This is a genomic window from Pseudomonas sp. LBUM1662, assembly GCF_059695915.1.
Window position 1 is genome coordinate 962006 of record NZ_CP166793.1, and the last position, 16395, is coordinate 978400.

Annotated in this window: 11 protein-coding genes; 8 read left to right on the forward strand and 3 right to left on the reverse strand. The window is 61.7% G+C overall.

Translation table 11 applies throughout. The features are described 5' to 3' along the window. Positions 1 to 47 precede the first annotated feature (47 nt). The 4 genes from ampD (at position 48) to ACA049_RS04160 (ending at position 4299) form a co-directional block, all read left to right on the forward strand. On the forward strand, positions 48 to 623 hold the full coding sequence (gene ampD / locus ACA049_RS04145; protein ID WP_497333350.1) for a 1,6-anhydro-N-acetylmuramyl-L-alanine amidase AmpD: 576 nt from the start codon (positions 48 to 50) through the stop codon (positions 621 to 623). Beyond that, complete coding sequence (gene ampE / locus ACA049_RS04150; RefSeq protein WP_497333352.1) at positions 620 to 1456, forward strand: regulatory signaling modulator protein AmpE; 837 nt, start codon at positions 620 to 622, stop codon at positions 1454 to 1456. Before ampD ends, ampE begins: the two co-directional genes overlap by 4 nt. 1510 nt (positions 1457 to 2966) lie before the next feature. Beyond that, positions 2967 to 3671, forward strand: coding sequence for a methyl-accepting chemotaxis protein (locus ACA049_RS04155; protein ID WP_462029896.1), 705 nt, complete (start codon positions 2967 to 2969; stop codon positions 3669 to 3671). A gap of 238 nt (positions 3672 to 3909) precedes the next feature. Next, positions 3910 to 4299, forward strand: coding sequence for a hypothetical protein (locus ACA049_RS04160; protein WP_497333354.1), 390 nt, complete (start codon positions 3910 to 3912; stop codon positions 4297 to 4299). Here the strand turns inward: ACA049_RS04160 and ACA049_RS04165 are convergent, their stop codons facing one another. Beyond that, positions 4300 to 5076 (reverse strand): TatD family hydrolase, encoded by a 777-nt coding sequence (locus ACA049_RS04165; protein ID WP_497333356.1) that lies wholly within the window; start codon positions 5074 to 5076, stop codon positions 4300 to 4302. A 3-nt stretch (positions 5077 to 5079) separates the two neighbouring features. Continuing rightward, positions 5080 to 6075 (reverse strand): catabolite repressor/activator, encoded by a 996-nt coding sequence (gene cra / locus ACA049_RS04170; RefSeq protein WP_497336768.1) that lies wholly within the window; start codon positions 6073 to 6075, stop codon positions 5080 to 5082. A 283-nt stretch (positions 6076 to 6358) separates the two neighbouring features. Between cra and ptsP the strand changes: the two genes are divergently transcribed. The 4 genes from ptsP (at position 6359) to ACA049_RS04190 (ending at position 13638) form a co-directional block, all read left to right on the forward strand. Continuing rightward, positions 6359 to 9220, forward strand: coding sequence for a phosphoenolpyruvate--protein phosphotransferase (ptsP, locus tag ACA049_RS04175; RefSeq protein WP_497333358.1), 2862 nt, complete (start codon positions 6359 to 6361; stop codon positions 9218 to 9220). After that, entirely contained in the window at positions 9220 to 10161 is a 942-nt protein-coding gene (gene pfkB, locus ACA049_RS04180; RefSeq protein ID WP_497333360.1) for a 1-phosphofructokinase, read from the forward strand. The genes ptsP and pfkB overlap by 1 nt, the downstream gene beginning before the upstream one ends. A gap of 11 nt (positions 10162 to 10172) precedes the next feature. Beyond that, a complete protein-coding gene (locus ACA049_RS04185; RefSeq protein WP_497333362.1) occupies positions 10173 to 11912 on the forward strand; it encodes a PTS fructose-like transporter subunit IIB in 1740 nt (579 codons plus the stop codon). A gap of 184 nt (positions 11913 to 12096) precedes the next feature. Then, positions 12097 to 13638 (forward strand): alkaline phosphatase D family protein, encoded by a 1542-nt coding sequence (locus ACA049_RS04190; protein ID WP_497333364.1) that lies wholly within the window; start codon positions 12097 to 12099, stop codon positions 13636 to 13638. Between the two features lie 134 nt (positions 13639 to 13772). Here ACA049_RS04190 and ACA049_RS04195 read toward each other — a convergent pair whose 3' ends face one another. Next, positions 13773 to 16301 (reverse strand): PepSY domain-containing protein, encoded by a 2529-nt coding sequence (locus ACA049_RS04195; RefSeq protein WP_497333366.1) that lies wholly within the window; start codon positions 16299 to 16301, stop codon positions 13773 to 13775. Between the last annotated feature and the right edge of the window lie 94 nt (positions 16302 to 16395).

Genomic DNA, 16395 nt, shown 5'->3' on the forward strand with positions numbered 1-16395 from the left:
ATCGCGGCATACTGGGCGCCAACACAGTCGTCGTTGAAGGAACCTGTATGCAGTTGGACCCCGCGAGCGGTTGGTGTCAGGGTGTGCGTGTATGCCCCTCACCCAACTTCAATGCGCGCCCCTCGGGCGAAATTTCCTTGCTGGTGATCCACAACATCAGCCTGCCGCCAGCGCAGTTCGCCACCGGCAAGGTGCAGGAATTTTTCCAGAATCGTCTGGATGTCACGGAGCATCCCTACTTTGCAGGGATTGCTGACCTGCGGGTGTCTGCACACTTTCTGATTGAGCGTGACGGCACCGTCACTCAGTTTGTCTCTTGTCTTGAGCGCGCCTGGCACGCCGGCGTCTCGAGTTTCGAGGGGCGTGACACCTGTAACGATTTTTCCGTGGGCATCGAGCTTGAAGGCACGGATGATCTGCCGTTCACCGACGCCCAGTATCAAACGCTAACGACACTGACCCGACAGCTGCAAAGCACGTTTACGGCGATCACCGCGCAGCGCATTTGCGGGCACAGCGACATCGCCCCGGGGCGCAAGACGGATCCGGGACCCGCGTTCGACTGGGCACGCTATCGCGCTGCCCTGGCAAAAGCCGCTTTGGAACAAGAGGAACAACAATGAGTTTTCTGGTGTTGCTGTTGGCCGTCTGGATCGAGAAGTTCTCGGCCCTGCGCCATCGGATTCAACGTGATGGCGGTTGGGTGCGTGAGCTGAACAAGCTTGAAGTCAGCCCGCGCCTGATCGGTCGGCCATGGCTGATATTGGTGGTGCTGGTGTTGCTGCCGGTGGCGCTGCTGGGTTTGTTGTTGGTGGTGCTGGAACCGGTGGCCTACGGGTTGCTGGCGTTGCCGGTGCACTTGCTGGTAGTGATTTACAGTCTGGGTCGTGGCGATTTGCTCGCTGGCCTGGGGCCCTTTCGCGATGCCTGGCGTCGGGAAGACCTGCAAGCGGCTGCCCATGTGGCCAAGCGCGACCTGGACATTTGCGCCGATAGCGGCGAGCAACTGCTTGAGCGGGTCGAAGGCCATTTGCTGTGGGAGGCTTACCAGAGCTTTTTTGCGGTGATTTTCTGGTACTTCGTGCTGGGCCCGGTCGCCGCCCTGAGCTACCGGCTGCTGGCGTTGGCCGAAGAACACGGGCAGAACCCGGCCGTGGTCGAACGCGCTGCACAGTTGCGTCACGCCTTTGATTGGGTGCCGGTGCGTCTGTTGGCGGCCAGTTTCGCGCTGGTCGGAAACTTTGTCGCGGTCAGCCGGGTGATGTTGCATGAACTGCTGAACTGGAACATCAGCGCCGCCCAACTGATCGAGAAAGTCGGGCTGGTGGCCGGCGAAATTCCTGCACCGGTCGTCGGACCGGATGGCATCAACAGCCTGGACCGGATCTGGGAATTGCTGCTACGTGCGGCGGTGCTCTGGTACGCCGGTTTTGCGTTGTGGACGGTCCTCCCTTAAACACCTTCCCCACTAGCCGCTGGCGCAGCATGCGCCAGCGGCTACAGGTACGCGCGTACCTCGTTAACCTTAAGTTACAAAACCCCCTGCCGATTTAAGCTATACAGAGTCAGCGCTAAATAGTGGCTATCTGCCGTCGACCCGCGCCTGCCAATAAAAATAAGAATCAAAAGGGAGACTTCCAGTGAAGAGCTTGCTCTATCCCGCCGTCGCGTTGATGAATCGCCTGAGCTTCGGCATGAAGTTCAGCCTGATCAGCGTGCTGTTCCTCGTGCCGATGCTGGTGACCAACTTCTATCTGGTCCGCGACTCCTATCGTGAATTCCAGGGCACCCAAGTCGAGCTGCAAAGCCTCGACCTGCTCGGCAGCAGCCTGACCCTGCGGCGTGATCTGGAAACCCTGAACAACCTGGTGCAGATCAACGTCACCCTCGGCCAGTCCGGCAAGGCCGGCAACGTCGAGTCGCAGATCAGCACCTTGGGGCAAAGTGTATTGACCCGTTTGCAGGGCATGACGGCGATGACCACGGACCCGGAGCAGATCGCGGTATTCGATGGCAAGCGCGATGAAATGATCGCCGGCTTCAAGGCCCAGCAAGCTGAAACCTCCCTGCAAAGTAAAAGTGCGCTGATCGGCAAACTGCTCGGCAATGCGCAGATTTTCAGCCAGATCATCGCCACTCAAGCCGGCCTGAGTCGCGACAGTCAAAGCGACATGCGTCAGCTCAGCGAACTCATTACCAACGTCACGCCACCAGTGACGCAGATCCTGGGCGACGGCCGGGCGATGGGTTCTTATTCGCTGGGGCAAGGGTTTCTGAATTCGGCGTCGAGCACCCGTTTCGATGAGCTGCTGGCGCAGATCGAAAAGCTCCAGGGTGAATACGGTCTCAAACTCAATGACGCATTGGGCTCCAGCAAAGCGGCGCGTGAAACCCTGGCGGCGCAGGCCGATAGCAGCAAGGCGTCCCTGAAAAAAGCCAGTGAACTGTTCGAAGAACAGGTGGTGATGGCCGACACCCTCGATGCGCCGTGGCAGGCCTTTTACGACCAGGTCACCGGCTTGATGGACCAGACCTACCAACTCAACGAAGCCACCCTGACATTCCTCGGCACCCAGTTGCAGCAGCGACTGGAGCAGAACCGCACCCACATGGTCCTGCAGGCTGTGGCGCTGTCCGTGGTGTTTGTGTTGATTTTCTACCTCTACGGCGGCTTCTACGCCTCGACCCGCACCACCCTCAAGCGCCTGGGCGCGACGCTGGATAAAGTCGCGGCGGGTGACATGACCGTCACGTTCCGTGCTGAAAGCCGCGACGAATTGGGCGAGCTGGGCGAGGTGTTCAACGGCACCGTGAAGAAAATCCACGACCTTATCGAGCGCGTGGGCCAAACCGTAAATGAGGTCGAGCGCCAGGCGGGTCAGGTCGAAAGTGTGTCTGCGCAAAGCAACCAGGCGGTGGCAGGACAACGCTCGCAGATCGAGCAAGTCGCCACGGCCATGAACCAGATGTCGGCCACCTCGCTTGAGGTGGCGCGCAGTGCCGCCGCGGCGGTCAGCAGCGCTCACAGCGTCAACGACGAGACCATCAGCGGTCGCGGCCTGGTGGCGTCACAGCAGGGCAGCATCGCGCAACTGGCCAGTGAGATCGATCAGTCGGTACGGGTGATCAACCAACTGGCCAGTGACAGCCAATCCATCAGCCGCGTGCTGGAAGTGATCAAGAGCATCGCCGAGCAGACCAACCTGCTGGCGCTCAACGCCGCGATCGAAGCCGCTCGGGCCGGTGAGCAGGGGCGTGGTTTTGCGGTGGTGGCCGATGAGGTCCGGACCCTGGCCAAGCGCACCCAGCAATCGACCGAAGAAATCGAGCAGATGATCACCAAGCTCCAAACTGGTGTCGGTGCGGCGGTGAAAGCCATGGGCGTCAGCCATCAAGTGGCCGATGGCACCGTCGGGCAGTCGGAAAAGGTCCAGCAGGCGCTGGAAAACATCCTCGGCGCCGTCGGCATGATCGTCGACCAGAACCAGCAGATCGCCGCGGCGGTGGAGCAGCAAACTGCAGTGGCCCACGACATCGACCAGAACATCGTCGAGATCAACCGCGCGGGTGAACGCACCGCCGAAGGTGCACACCAGACCGAGGATGCCAGCCGTGCATTGTCGGCCCAGGTAGTGGAACTCAAACAGCTGATCAGCGCGTTCCGGGTCTAAAAACGCACCGCAGTACATGTGGGAGTGAGCCTGCTCGCGATAGCATTCTTTCAGTCGACGTTGATATCGACTGAAAAAACGCTATCGCGAGCAGGCTCACTCCCACAGGTTTTTGCGCACAATCTGTAGTACTTGTTCCCTCATGGGGTCAGCATTTTCCTGTTTTCCTTGGCGCTCTGGTTTTTGGTCTTCAATGAAGGAAGATCAATCACCCGACCAGCCCTGAGGAGGTGCGGATATGTCTGTCGCAACAACCGGAATCCAAGGGCATTGCGCGCATTGCGGGAGAACGCTCCGGCTCGAACCCTGGCAACTCAATGCCATTGCCATCAACGAATCCTTCGCCTGTTCCCACTGCCACAAAGCCTTGCAATTGAGCGACCCGAAACAGATCAGGCGCTTGAAGTCCGTCGACTCCCTGGCAATGCTGCAGGCGAGTACGCTGGTGATGGTGTGCACCGCGTTATTGGTGGCGTTGGTGATGGAGTGGGTCGGGATGCTAAGCATGGTTGAACAGCTGAATTTTTCGCTGTTGGCGATTCTGGTCTACTTCGTCGTTGTGCAGATCGCTCGACACTGGCAACACATGACGCTGATTCTGGAGGCTGCCAAGGCCCACGGCGACTGACTACCAGTTGAACAGCTCACAGGCATTGGTCGTGCTCGCGGCAGCCAATTGCTCAGGGCTGATTGCCATGATTGCGGCCAGTGCCGAGCAGATCGCCGGCAGGTGCGCCGGGCTGTTGCGTTGACCGGGAAACATGGCGGGCGCCATGTCCGGTGAATCGGTTTCCAACACCACCGACTCAAGGGGCAGCTCGGCGAGTACGCGGTGCATGCGCAACGCCTGCGGCCAGGTCGCGGCACCGCCCAGGCCCAGTTTGAAACCGAGCTTGATGTACTCGCGGGCCTCTTCCTTGCTGCCGGCAAAGGCATGAATGATGCCCGCGCGTTTCAATCGAAACCGCTTGAGCGTGGCAATCACCGCCGCATGGCTGCGCCGCACATGAATCAACGCCGGAAGATTGAAGTCCACCGCCAGTTGCAGTTGCGCGTCGAACAAGGCCTGCTGGCGTTCGCGGTCGAGGGTTTCGATGAAGTAATCCAGGCCGATCTCGCCCACGGCACACAATTGCCGATGACCCGCCAGGCGGGTCAGCCAGTCACCGAGTCCGGATAAGTCTTCAGGACGATGCTGATCCAGATACACCGGGTGTAACCCGAATGCCGCATGCAGGTCGGGATCGCTTTGCACCAGGTCCCAGACCCGCTGCCAATTCCCCTGATACACCCCCAGCACCACCATCCGCCGCACCCCGAGGGCGCGGCTTTCGGCGAGCAGCGCCGTACGGTCCTCGTCGAAGTCCGGAAAATCCAGATGAGTGTGGCTGTCGATCAGCTCCACGGTTCAGTCCTGGCGAATACGCTGCTTGAAAGTCCGCGCGATGGCCTGCACGCCGGGTTGGTAATCGGACTGTTCGATGGCGGCCAGGGCCAGTGCCAGGGCCTTGTCGGCAATCAACTGATGCTGCTGGGCCATGGCGTTGACCGGCAGCGGCAGGAAGTCCAGCAACTGCGTGTCGCCGAAGGTGCCGAGGCGCAGCGGGCGGTTTTTCAGCGGGAAGTCGTGCAAGGCATCGAACACGCCCTGAAGCAGCACATAGGACGTGGTCACCAGCGCATCCGGCAAATGCCCCAGACGCTGAAGCAGCTCTTCCATCAGTTGCTTGCCGCACTCGCGGCTGAACGATTCGCCATGCTCGATCAGCACTTCGCCTTTGAACCCGGCCAACGCTTCCTTGAACCCGGCGGCACGTTCCTGGCTGATGCTCAGTTCGGGACGGGCGCCAATCAGCGCGATTTGTTTGGGCAGCGGATCGAGCAGGCTGCGGGTCAGTTGCAGGCTGGCCTCACGATCATCGCTGATCACCGAACAGAAATGCTCAGGTTCCATCACCCGGTCGATGGCGATGATAGGAATGCCCTTGGCTTGCAACTGACGGTAGCTGTCGTCACCGGCCGGCAGGCAACTGGCGACGATCAACGCATCACAGCGCCGCGCGCGGAACAGTTGCAGCAATTGCCGTTCGCTGTCCGGCGCATCGTCGGAGCTGGCGATCAGCAATTGATAACCGCGCGCCCGGGCACCTTGCTCCAGCAGTTTGGCAATGCGCGCGTAACTGGGGTTTTCCAGGTCCGGCAGAATGAAGCCCAACGTGCGGGTGTGCCGACTGCGCAGCCCGGCCGCCTGGGGGTTGGGTGTGAAGCCATGTTGTTCGACGACCGCGCGAACACGCTCGACGGTGGCACTGCTGATACGTTGCTGCTCGGCCTTGCCATTAATGACATAACTGGCGGTGGTAACGGACACACCGGCCAATTGTGCGATATCACTGAGTTTCAACGCGGGCTTTCCTTGTTTTTCGGCCGACATTTTCACCAATCCTACCCGATTCCGGTAGACGACCATTGTTGCAACGCTTCCGACAAGTTGGACTTCAAGGATGGGACATAATCGAGTAACGTGCCAATCATTCTAGATTAAACGTTTCAGCAAGCGTATTTTCTACGTTATAAGCGCATTTGGCCGGTTCTGCCGCGAAACCGCCAAAAGTCATGACTAAGCGCCTAAGCTGGAATCATTCAAAACAATACCTGGCGCCAACAGACGCCAAAAAGGAGAAAGCATGCTCGAGCTCACCATAGAGCAGATATCCATGGGCCAGTCGGCTGTGGATAAGTCCGAAGCGTTGCAACTGCTGGCCCGGCATCTGGTCACCGATGGCCTGGTCGCAGAGGGTTATCTCGCCGGTTTGCAGGCGCGTGAAGCTCAGGGCTCGACCTTTCTCGGTCAAGGTATTGCCATCCCCCACGGTACGCCGGAAACCCGCGATCAGGTGTTTTCCACAGGCGTGCGGCTGATGCAATTCCCCGAAGGCGTGGACTGGGGCGACGGCCAGATCGTCTACCTGGCGATCGGTATCGCCGCCAAATCCGATGAACACTTGCGACTGCTGCAACTGCTGACCCGTGCCCTCGGTGAAACCGACCTGGGCCAGGCCCTGCGTCGCGCCGGTTCCGCCGAAGCCTTGTTGAAACTGCTGCAAGGCGCACCGCAGGAACTGGCGCTGGATGCACAGATGATCGGGCTCGGTGTTTCCGCCGACGACTTCGAAGAACTGGTCTGGCGTGGTGCACGTTTGCTGCGTCAGGCCGATTGCGTGAGCAACGGGTTCTCCGCCGTTTTGCAGCAGGTCGAAGCGCTGCCGTTGGGCGACGGTTTGTGGTGGCTGCACAGCGAGCAAACCGTGAAACGTCCGGGCCTGGCCTTCGTCACGCCAGACAAACCCATGCGTTACCTCGGCCAGCCCCTCAGTGGCCTGTTCTGTCTGGCCAGCCTCGGCGAGGCGCATCAGGCTCTGCTCGAACGCCTGTGTGCGTTACTGATCGAAGGCCGTGGCCACGAATTGGGCCGCGCCACCAGCAGCCGTAAAGTCCTCGAAGTGCTGGGCGGTGAGCTGCCGGCAGACTGGCCGAGCGCACGCATTGCATTGGCCAATGCCCACGGTTTGCACGCTCGTCCGGCGAAGATCCTCGCGCAGTTGGCGAAAAGTTTTGAAGGCGAAATCCGCGTGCGCATCGTTGATGGCCAGGACAGCGCCGTGTCGGTGAAGAGCTTGAGCAAACTGCTCAGCCTCGGCGCCCGTCGCGGTCAGGTGCTGGAGTTCGTCGCCGAACCAAGCATCGCCGCCGACGCGTTGCCGGCCTTGCTGGCGGCCATCGAAGAAGGCCTCGGTGAAGAAGTCGAACCGTTGCCCGCCGTGAGCCAGCAGCGCGAAGTGTTTGCCGATGTCGCCGAAGTGCTTCTCGCCCCGGCGTCCGGCAGCCTGGTCCAGGCAATCGCCGCCGCACCGGGCATCGCCGTTGGCCCGGCGCATATTCAAGTACTGCAAACCATCGATTACCCGCTGCGAGGCGAATCTGCGGCGATCGAGCGCGAGCGTCTCAAGCAAGCGTTGGCGCATGTGCGTAGCGACATCGAAGGCCTGATCGAGCGCAGCAAGTCCAAGGCCATTCGCGAGATTTTCATCACCCACCAGGAAATGCTCGACGACCCGGAACTGACCGATGAAGTCGACACCCGCCTCAAGCAAGGCGAAAGCGCCGAAGCGGCGTGGATGGCGGTGATCGAAGCGGCGGCCAAACAGCAGGAATCGTTGCAGGACGCCTTGCTCGCCGAACGTGCCGCTGACTTGCGCGACATCGGCCGTCGGGTGCTGGCGCAACTCTGTGGCGTCGAAACCCCGAGTGAACCCGATCAGCCATACATTCTGGTGATGGACGAAGTCGGTCCGTCCGACGTCGCCCGTCTCGACCCGACCCGCGTGGCCGGCATTCTCACGGCCCGCGGCGGCGCAACCGCGCACAGCGCGATTGTCGCCCGTGCGCTGGGCATTCCGGCCTTGGTCGGCGCCGGGGCGGCGGTGTTGCTGCTGGCGCCGGGCACGCCGTTGCTGATTGATGGCCAGCGCGGTCGCCTGCACGTGGACGCCGACGCGGCGACCCTGCAACGCGCCACCGAAGAACGCGACACCCGCGAGCAACGCCTCAAAGCCGCCGCCGAGCAACGCCATCAACCCGCGCTGACCACCGACGGTCATGCGGTCGAAGTGTTCGCCAACATCGGCGAAAGTGCAGGCGTGACCAGCGCGGTGGAGCAGGGCGCCGAAGGCATCGGCTTGCTGCGCACCGAACTGATTTTCATGGCCCATTCCCAGGCACCGGACGAGGCCACCCAGGAAGTCGAATACCGACGCGTCCTCGATGGCCTCGCCGGTCGTCCTTTGGTGGTTCGCACCCTCGACGTCGGTGGCGACAAACCGCTGCCGTACTGGCCGATCGCGAAAGAAGAAAACCCGTTCCTCGGCGTGCGTGGCATTCGCCTGACCTTGCAGCGTCCGCAGATCATGGAAGCGCAATTGCGCGCCTTGCTCCGTGCTGCCGACAACCGTCCGCTGCGGATCATGTTCCCCATGGTCGGCAGCGTTGATGAATGGCGTCAGGCGCGGGACATGACTGAACGCCTGCGCCTGGAAATCCCGGTTGCGGACCTGCAACTGGGGATCATGATCGAGGTGCCATCGGCAGCCCTGCTGGCGCCAGTGCTGGCCAAGGAAGTCGACTTCTTCAGTGTCGGCACCAACGACCTGACCCAATACACCCTGGCCATCGACCGCGGTCACCCGACCTTGTCGGCCCAGGCTGACGGCTTGCACCCGGCGGTGCTGCAACTGATCGACATTACCGTGCGCGCGGCCCATGCCAACGGCAAGTGGGTCGGCGTGTGCGGTGAGCTGGCGGCCGATCCGCTGGCAGTGCCGGTGCTGGTCGGGCTGGGTGTAGACGAACTCAGCGTGTCGGGACGCAGCATTGCCGAGGTCAAGGCGCGCATCCGCGAACTCAGCCTCAGCCAAACCAAAATTCTCGCCCAACAGGCCTTGGCCGTGGGCAGCGCTAATGAAGTGCGCGCACTAGTGGAGGCCCTGTAATGGCCAGGATTCTGACCCTGACGCTCAACCCGGCGCTGGACCTGACGGTGCAGTTGCCGCGTCTTGAGCCCGGCCAAGTCAATCGCAGCGACGAGATGCACACCCACGCCGCCGGTAAAGGCGTGAACGTCGCGCAGGTACTGGCTGACCTTGGGCATCAGCTGACGGTCAGCGGTTTCCTCGGTGAGGACAACCTTCAAGCGTTCGAAACCCTGTTCGCCAAACGCGGTTTTGTCGATGCGTTCATCCGGGTGCCCGGCGAGACGCGCAGCAACATCAAACTGGCGGAAACCGATGGGCGCATCAGCGACATCAACGGGCCGGGGCCGATGGTCAATGAGGCGGCGCAGCAGGCGTTGCTGGATCGACTCGATCAGATTGCCCCGGGTCATGACGCGGTCGTCGTGGCCGGCAGCCTGCCGCAAGGAATCAGCCCGCAGTGGCTGCAGGCGTTGATTGAGCGTTTGAAAAGCCTCGGTCTGAATGTCGCCCTCGACAGCAGCGGCGAAGCGTTGCGCGCTGCACTCAAGGCCGGCCCGTGGCTGATCAAACCGAACACCGAAGAGCTGGCCGACGCGCTGGGTTGCGAGGTGATATCGGTGGCCGCACAAGCCGAAGCGGCGAGCCGTTTGCACGCTCAAGGCATCGAGCATGTGGTGATCTCCCACGGTGCCGACGGCGTGAACTGGTTCAGTGTCGGCGCGGCGATGCACGCCACGCCACCCAAGGTCAGCGTCGTCAGCACCGTGGGCGCGGGCGATTCGTTGCTGGCCGGCATGCTTCACGGTTTGCTCAGTGCCGACACGCCTGAACAGACTTTGCGCACCGCCACGGCGATTGCCGCGATGGCGGTCACGCAGATCGGTTTCGGTATTGGCGATGTCGCGCAATTGGCGCGGCTCGAACAGGGCGTGCGCATCCGCACCCTGACAGAACAATAAGAGGGTTTGTCATGAAGTTAGCCATTGTTACGGCCTGCCCGAACGGCATGGTCACCAGTGTGCTGTGCGCCCGTTTGCTTGACGCAGCGGCTCAGCGTCAGGGTTGGAGCACCAGCGTCGAAGTGGTGGATGCCGCGCATCCGGAACGTCAGCTGTCGGCGGCCACGATTGAAACCGCCGAGTGGGTGTTGCTGGTCACCAGCACGCCGGTGGATATGTCGCGGTTCATCGGCAAACGCGTGTTCCAGAGTACGCCGGCCCAGGCGTTGCAGGATGTCGAAGCGGTGCTGCGCCGAGGTGCTGAAGAAGCTCAGGTGTATGTCGCGCCCGAAGTCGTCGCGCAACCTGCTGCTGCCGTTCAAAACGCGCCACGTCTGGTGGCGATCACGGCGTGCCCGACCGGCGTAGCTCACACGTTCATGGCTGCCGAAGCCTTGCAGCAAGCGGCCAAACGGTTGGGCTACGACCTGCAAGTGGAAACCCAGGGCTCCGTCGGTGCGCGCAATCCACTCAGCGCCGCAGCGATTGCCGATGCCGATGTGGTGCTGCTGGCCTGCGATATCGAAGTCGCCACCGAGCGTTTCGCCGGCAAGAAAATCTACCGTTGCGGTACGGGTATTGCGTTGAAGCAAGCCGAAGCGACGCTGAACAAGGCGCTAGCCGAAGGCAAACAGGAAACCGCTGCGACCGGTGCCAAAGGCCCGGCCAAACAAGAGAAAACCGGCGTCTATAAACACTTGCTGACGGGCGTGTCGTTCATGCTGCCGATGGTGGTGGCGGGCGGTCTGATGATTGCCTTGTCGTTCGTGTTCGGCATCACCGCGTTCAAGGAGGAAGGCACACTCGCCGCCGCCCTGATGCAGATCGGCGGCGAGACCGCGTTCAAGTTGATGGTGCCGTTGCTGGCGGGGTACATCGCCTACTCGATCGCCGACCGTCCGGGTCTGGCACCGGGGATGATCGGTGGCCTGCTGGCGAGCACCCTGGGCGCCGGTTTTATCGGCGGGATCATTGCCGGTTTCATCGCCGGTTATGCGGCGCAGGCGATCAATCGTTATGCGCGTTTGCCGCAAAGTCTTGAGGCGCTGAAACCGATCCTGATCATCCCGTTGCTGGCGAGCCTGTTCACGGGCCTGGTGATGATTTACATCGTCGGCAAACCGGTGGCCGGGATGCTCGAAGGGCTTACGCACTTCCTCGACAGCATGGGCACCACCAACGCGATTCTGCTCGGTGTGCTGCTCGGCGGGATGATGTGCGTCGACCTTGGCGGGCCGATCAACAAGGCTGCGTACGCGTTCTCGGTCGGGCTGCTGGCGTCGCAAAGTTATGCGCCGATGGCCGCGACGATGGCCGCCGGTATGGTGCCGCCGATTGGCTTGGGTATCGCCACGTTTATCGCACGGCGCAAGTTTGCCCAGACCGAGCGCGAGGCGGGTAAAGCGGCGCTGGTGTTGGGGTTGTGTTTCATCTCCGAAGGCGCGATTCCGTTTGCCGCCAAAGACCCGCTGCGGGTGATTCCGGCGAGTATTGCCGGGGGCGCGCTGACCGGTGCGCTGTCGATGTATTTCGGCTGCAAACTGATGGCGCCGCACGGTGGGTTGTTTGTGCTGGCGATCCCGAATGCGATCAACCATGCGCTGTTGTACCTGCTGGCGATTGTGGCGGGGAGTTTGTTGACGGCGGTGGCGTACGCGCTGCTCAAACGACCTGAAGTCGTTGAGATGGCACTCGAACCCGCCAAGGCCTGACACCAACCCCTGTAGGAGCGAGGCTTGCCCGCGAAGGCGGTGGATCAGTCAACATCATCGTTGAATGACACACCGCCTTCGCGAGCAAGCCCGCTCCCACAAGGGATCAGTGGTGTTGGCAGATTTTGGTGTCACACCGGTTTCATGCGCACGTGCTTTAGTTTTCCTTTTCAGGGAGAACACCATGAGCGAATTTGACCTCGGCCGCCGCCGTGTCATGCAAGCCGTCGGCGCCGGGCTTTTGCTTCCAGGCCTGGCGCCGGCCGTCATCGCCTCGGTCAAGGACCGCCCGCAACTCACCGACGGTGTGCAGTCCGGCGATCTGCTGGGCGACCGGGCGATGATCTGGAGTCGCAGCGACCGACCGGCGCGGATGGTGGTGGAGTGGGACACCCGCAGCCTGTTCGGCAACCCTCGTCGATTCGTCTCGCCATTGGCCGATGCGCGCACCGATTTCACTGCGCGAGTCGAACTCACCGGTCTGCCGGCCAATCAGGCGATTTTCTATCGCGTGTATTTCGAAGACGCCCAGAGCGGTGTCGCCAGCGAGCCTTGGTTCGGCCACTTGCGCAGCGTGCCGCAAACCCGGCGCGACATTCGTTTCGTCTGGAGCGGCGACACCGTCGGTCAGGGCTTCGGCATCAACCCGGACATCGGCGGCATGCGCATCTACGAAGCCATGCGTTTGCGCCTGCCGGACTTCTTTATCCACAGCGGCGACACCATCTACGCCGACGGCCCGGTGCCCGCGCAACTGACCACCGAAAGCGGCCGGGTGTGGCGCAATATCACCAGCGAAGCCAAGAGCAAAGTCGCCGAGACACTGGACGATTATCGCGGCAACTACCGCTACAACCTGATGGACGAGAACGTCCGCCGCTTCAACGCCGAAGTCCCGCAGATCTGGCAGTGGGACGACCACGAAGTGGTGAACAACTGGTCGCCAGGCAAGCAACTCGATGAGCGCTACAAGAACAAAGATATCCACAGCCTGGTCGGGCGTGCCCGGCAGGCGTGGCTCGAATATGCGCCCATGCGTTTGCAGAGTGCGGACGGCGGCGGGCGGATTTATCGCCAGCTCGGTTATGGGCCGATGCTCGATGTGTTCGTGCTGGACATGCGCAGCTATCGCGAAGCCAATGACGACAACCTCGGCGCCGCCAAACCGTTTCTCGGTCGCGAGCAACTCGACTGGCTCAAGGCTTCGCTGAAAGCGTCCACTGCCCAATGGAAAGTCATCGCCGCCGACATGCCGATCGGTCTCGGCGTCCCCGACGGAGAGGTCAGCCCGGGTGTGGCGCGTTGGGAAGCCGTGGCCAATGGTGATCCCGGTCCGGCCCAGGGACGTGAACTGGAAATCGCTGAATTGTTGGGTTTTCTGCGTGCCCAGCAAGTGCGCAACTACGTGTTCCTGACTGCGGATGTGCATTACTGCGCCGCGCATCATTACCACCCGGATCGCGCGGCGTTTCAGGATTTCGAACCGTTCTGGGAGTTTGTGGCCGGACCGTTGAATGCGGGGAGCTTCGGGCCGAATCCGCTGGACAAGACGTTCGGGCTTGAGGTGGTTTTCGAGAAGGCACCCCCGGCGCAAAACACCTCGCCGTTTGCCGGGTTTCAGTTTTTTGGCGAGGTGAATATTGATGGGCAGACGGGGGAGATGGGGGTGGTGTTGCGGGATCTGGATGGGGTGGCAGTGTTTGAGCAGAAGTTGCAGCCTGCCTGACCGTTTTGACGAACGACACAAAACCAATGTGGGAGCGGGCTTGCTCGCGAAAGCGGTGGATCAGTCAACATCGTCGTTGAATGACACAACGCATTCGCGAGCAAGCCCGCTCCCACATTTAACAAGTGGTAGGGTCAGTAAACGTCGCGGCGGTAGCGGCCCTGTTCGATCAGGCGGTCGACTTCTTCAATCCCGAGTACTTCGTTGAGCGCGTGATCCACGCCTGAAGCCATTCCCTGCAAGCTGCCGCAGATGTAAATCACGGCACCGTCGGCCAACCATTGCTTCAGGAGATCGGCCGACTCGCGCAGTCGATCCTGCACATAAATCTTCTCGGCCTGGTCCCGCGAGAACGCCAGGTCCAGTCGCTCCAGATCGCCTGATGTCAGCCACTCTTCAAGCTCATCGCGACACAGGTAGTCGAATTCGCGATTGCGCTCGCCGAACAGCAGCCATTGCCGTTGCTGCCCATCGGCAATGCGCGCCTTGAGCAAACTGCGTAGCCCGGCGAGCCCGGTGCCGTTGCCCAGCAGGATCATCGGCACCGGCTCGGTCGGCAGGTGGAAACCACTGTTGCGCCGCACCCGCAGGCTGATGGTGCCGCCTACCGGCGCGTGTTCGGTCAACCAGCCGGAGCCGATGCCGAGGCTGCCGTCGGGGTGCAGTTCCTGACGCACGATCAGTTCCAGCATGCCGTCGGCGGCAATCGAGGCGATGGAGTATTCACGCATGGCCAAGGGCACCAAGGCGTCGACCAGCGCTTGCGCGTGCAGCCCAACCAGATGCGCTCTGTTCTCGGGCAGTTGGCGACTGGCGAGGGCTTGCTCCAACGGTTGCGACAGGCCATCGAAGGTCACCATCGCCCGGCCTTCAATACCCAGGCCATCAAGGAAATGCTCAATCGCCCACGGGCAATTGCGTGGCAACACTTCCACCAGATCCCCGGCCAGCCAGCTGCTGGTGGTCGGGGCGGTGAGGCCCAGCAAGTACACCGGCGAGCCGCTGCTGTCCGGGTTCATCAGCTCGCGACGGGACAGGGTCCAGTTGTCGTAGCTTGGCGCTTGCCAGGTGTCGACCGGCGCTTGCCCGGTCAACAGACCTAGTTGCTGCTGCCAGTGACGCAAGGCGTAAGGGTCGCCACTGTCCACTTCCACCGGGGCGAACAAGGTCGTGCCGCCATGCTGGCCGAGCCAGGTGTGCAAGCGTCGGGCGAAGCCGCAGAAGTGTTGATACTGGCGATCACCGAGACCCAGAACCGCGTAGTTCAGGCTTTGCAGGTTCGACGCCTGGCCCAGCACCTTGCGTTCGAAACCCCGGGCGCTGTCCGGCGCTTCGCCGTCGCCAAAGGTGCTGACCACGAACAACGCGTTGCTGGATTCCCGCAAATCCTGTTCGCTGACATTCGCCAGCGGCTGAACCTTCACCGGCAGGCCGGCCGCCTGCAATTGCCCGGCGGTCTGCCACGCCAGTTGCTCGGCAAACCCGCTCTGGCTGGCGAAACCGATCAACCACGCGGGGGCATTGTTGCCCGTTTGCGCGAAGTCTTTGCGGGCGTCCCTGATCTGCTTTTTCTTGCGGCGACGATCCAGGTACAACAACCAGCCTGTGATGAAGAACAGCGGCATGGTCAGCGCGGTAAGGGTCAGAATGATCCGACCGACGATGCCGAAGTAACTGCCGACGTGCAGCGCATAGATGCTGGTCAGCAGCTGCGCCTTGAGGCTCTTGTCGCTGTAACGGTCATGCCGTTTGACGAGACCGGTGGCCGGGTCGAGCGTGATCTGGTTCAGCGCCCGGTCATGGGGCGAGGTATTCAACAGGTAGAAAACAGTCGCCGGTTGCCCGGCCACTGGCGGCATACGGATGTTGTAAGCGCTGAGTGCCGGACCTGCGGCGCTGTAGATGCTGCTCCACATGGCGGCGTAATCGGCGGTGGGCGCCGGACCGCTCGGCGCAGGACCACGACCGCCACGAACGCGCTCGTTTTGCGGTGAGTCGGAAAGCAGTTGGGTCAGGCCCTTGTTGTACCACTCATAGGACCAGGACAACCCGGTCAGCGCTGACAGGAGGTAAAACACCATGCACCAGGTGCCGGCCACCGAGTGCAGATCCCAGTTGAAGCTGCGGCCCTTTTTCTTCCAGTCGAGGGTCAGCCAGGCGCGCCAGTTTTTCCATTGGCGCGGCCAGCGCAGGTATAGGCCGGACAGGCAGAAAAACACCAGGATCAACGTGCAGGCCCCGGTGATCTGCCGACCGGTATCGCCCATGGCGAGGAAGCGGTGCAGTTGCAGCATCAGGCCGAAGAAATCCTCACCGGTGGCCTCACCCATGAACTCGGCGGTGTACGGGTCGAAGTAGCGCATCTCGCCACGGCGTTCGCCCGGTGGCGGCGTGAAACTCACCCGTGCGGCGTTGCCGCTGTCGGTATCGACCCAGAGCATCGCGACTTTCTTGCCGGAAGCGCCCTCGATTTTTTCCACCAGTTCGGCGGGCGGCAAAACGCCGGCAACCTGCTTCTCGACCTGCAGCACGGAAGGATTGAGCACGCTGAGGATTTCGTCCTCAAACGAGACCATCGCCCCGGTGATGCCCATCAGGGCCAGGACCAGCCCGGCACTGATGCCGAAAAACCAGTGCAACTGGAACAGGGTTTTCTTCAACACGTCGCTCGCCTTGTTCGTTCGAAATAATCATCACGGCGCGCATTATGCCGTGGGCTGCTGAGAAACATTCTTTTTTACGCACAAAAGCCCCGTT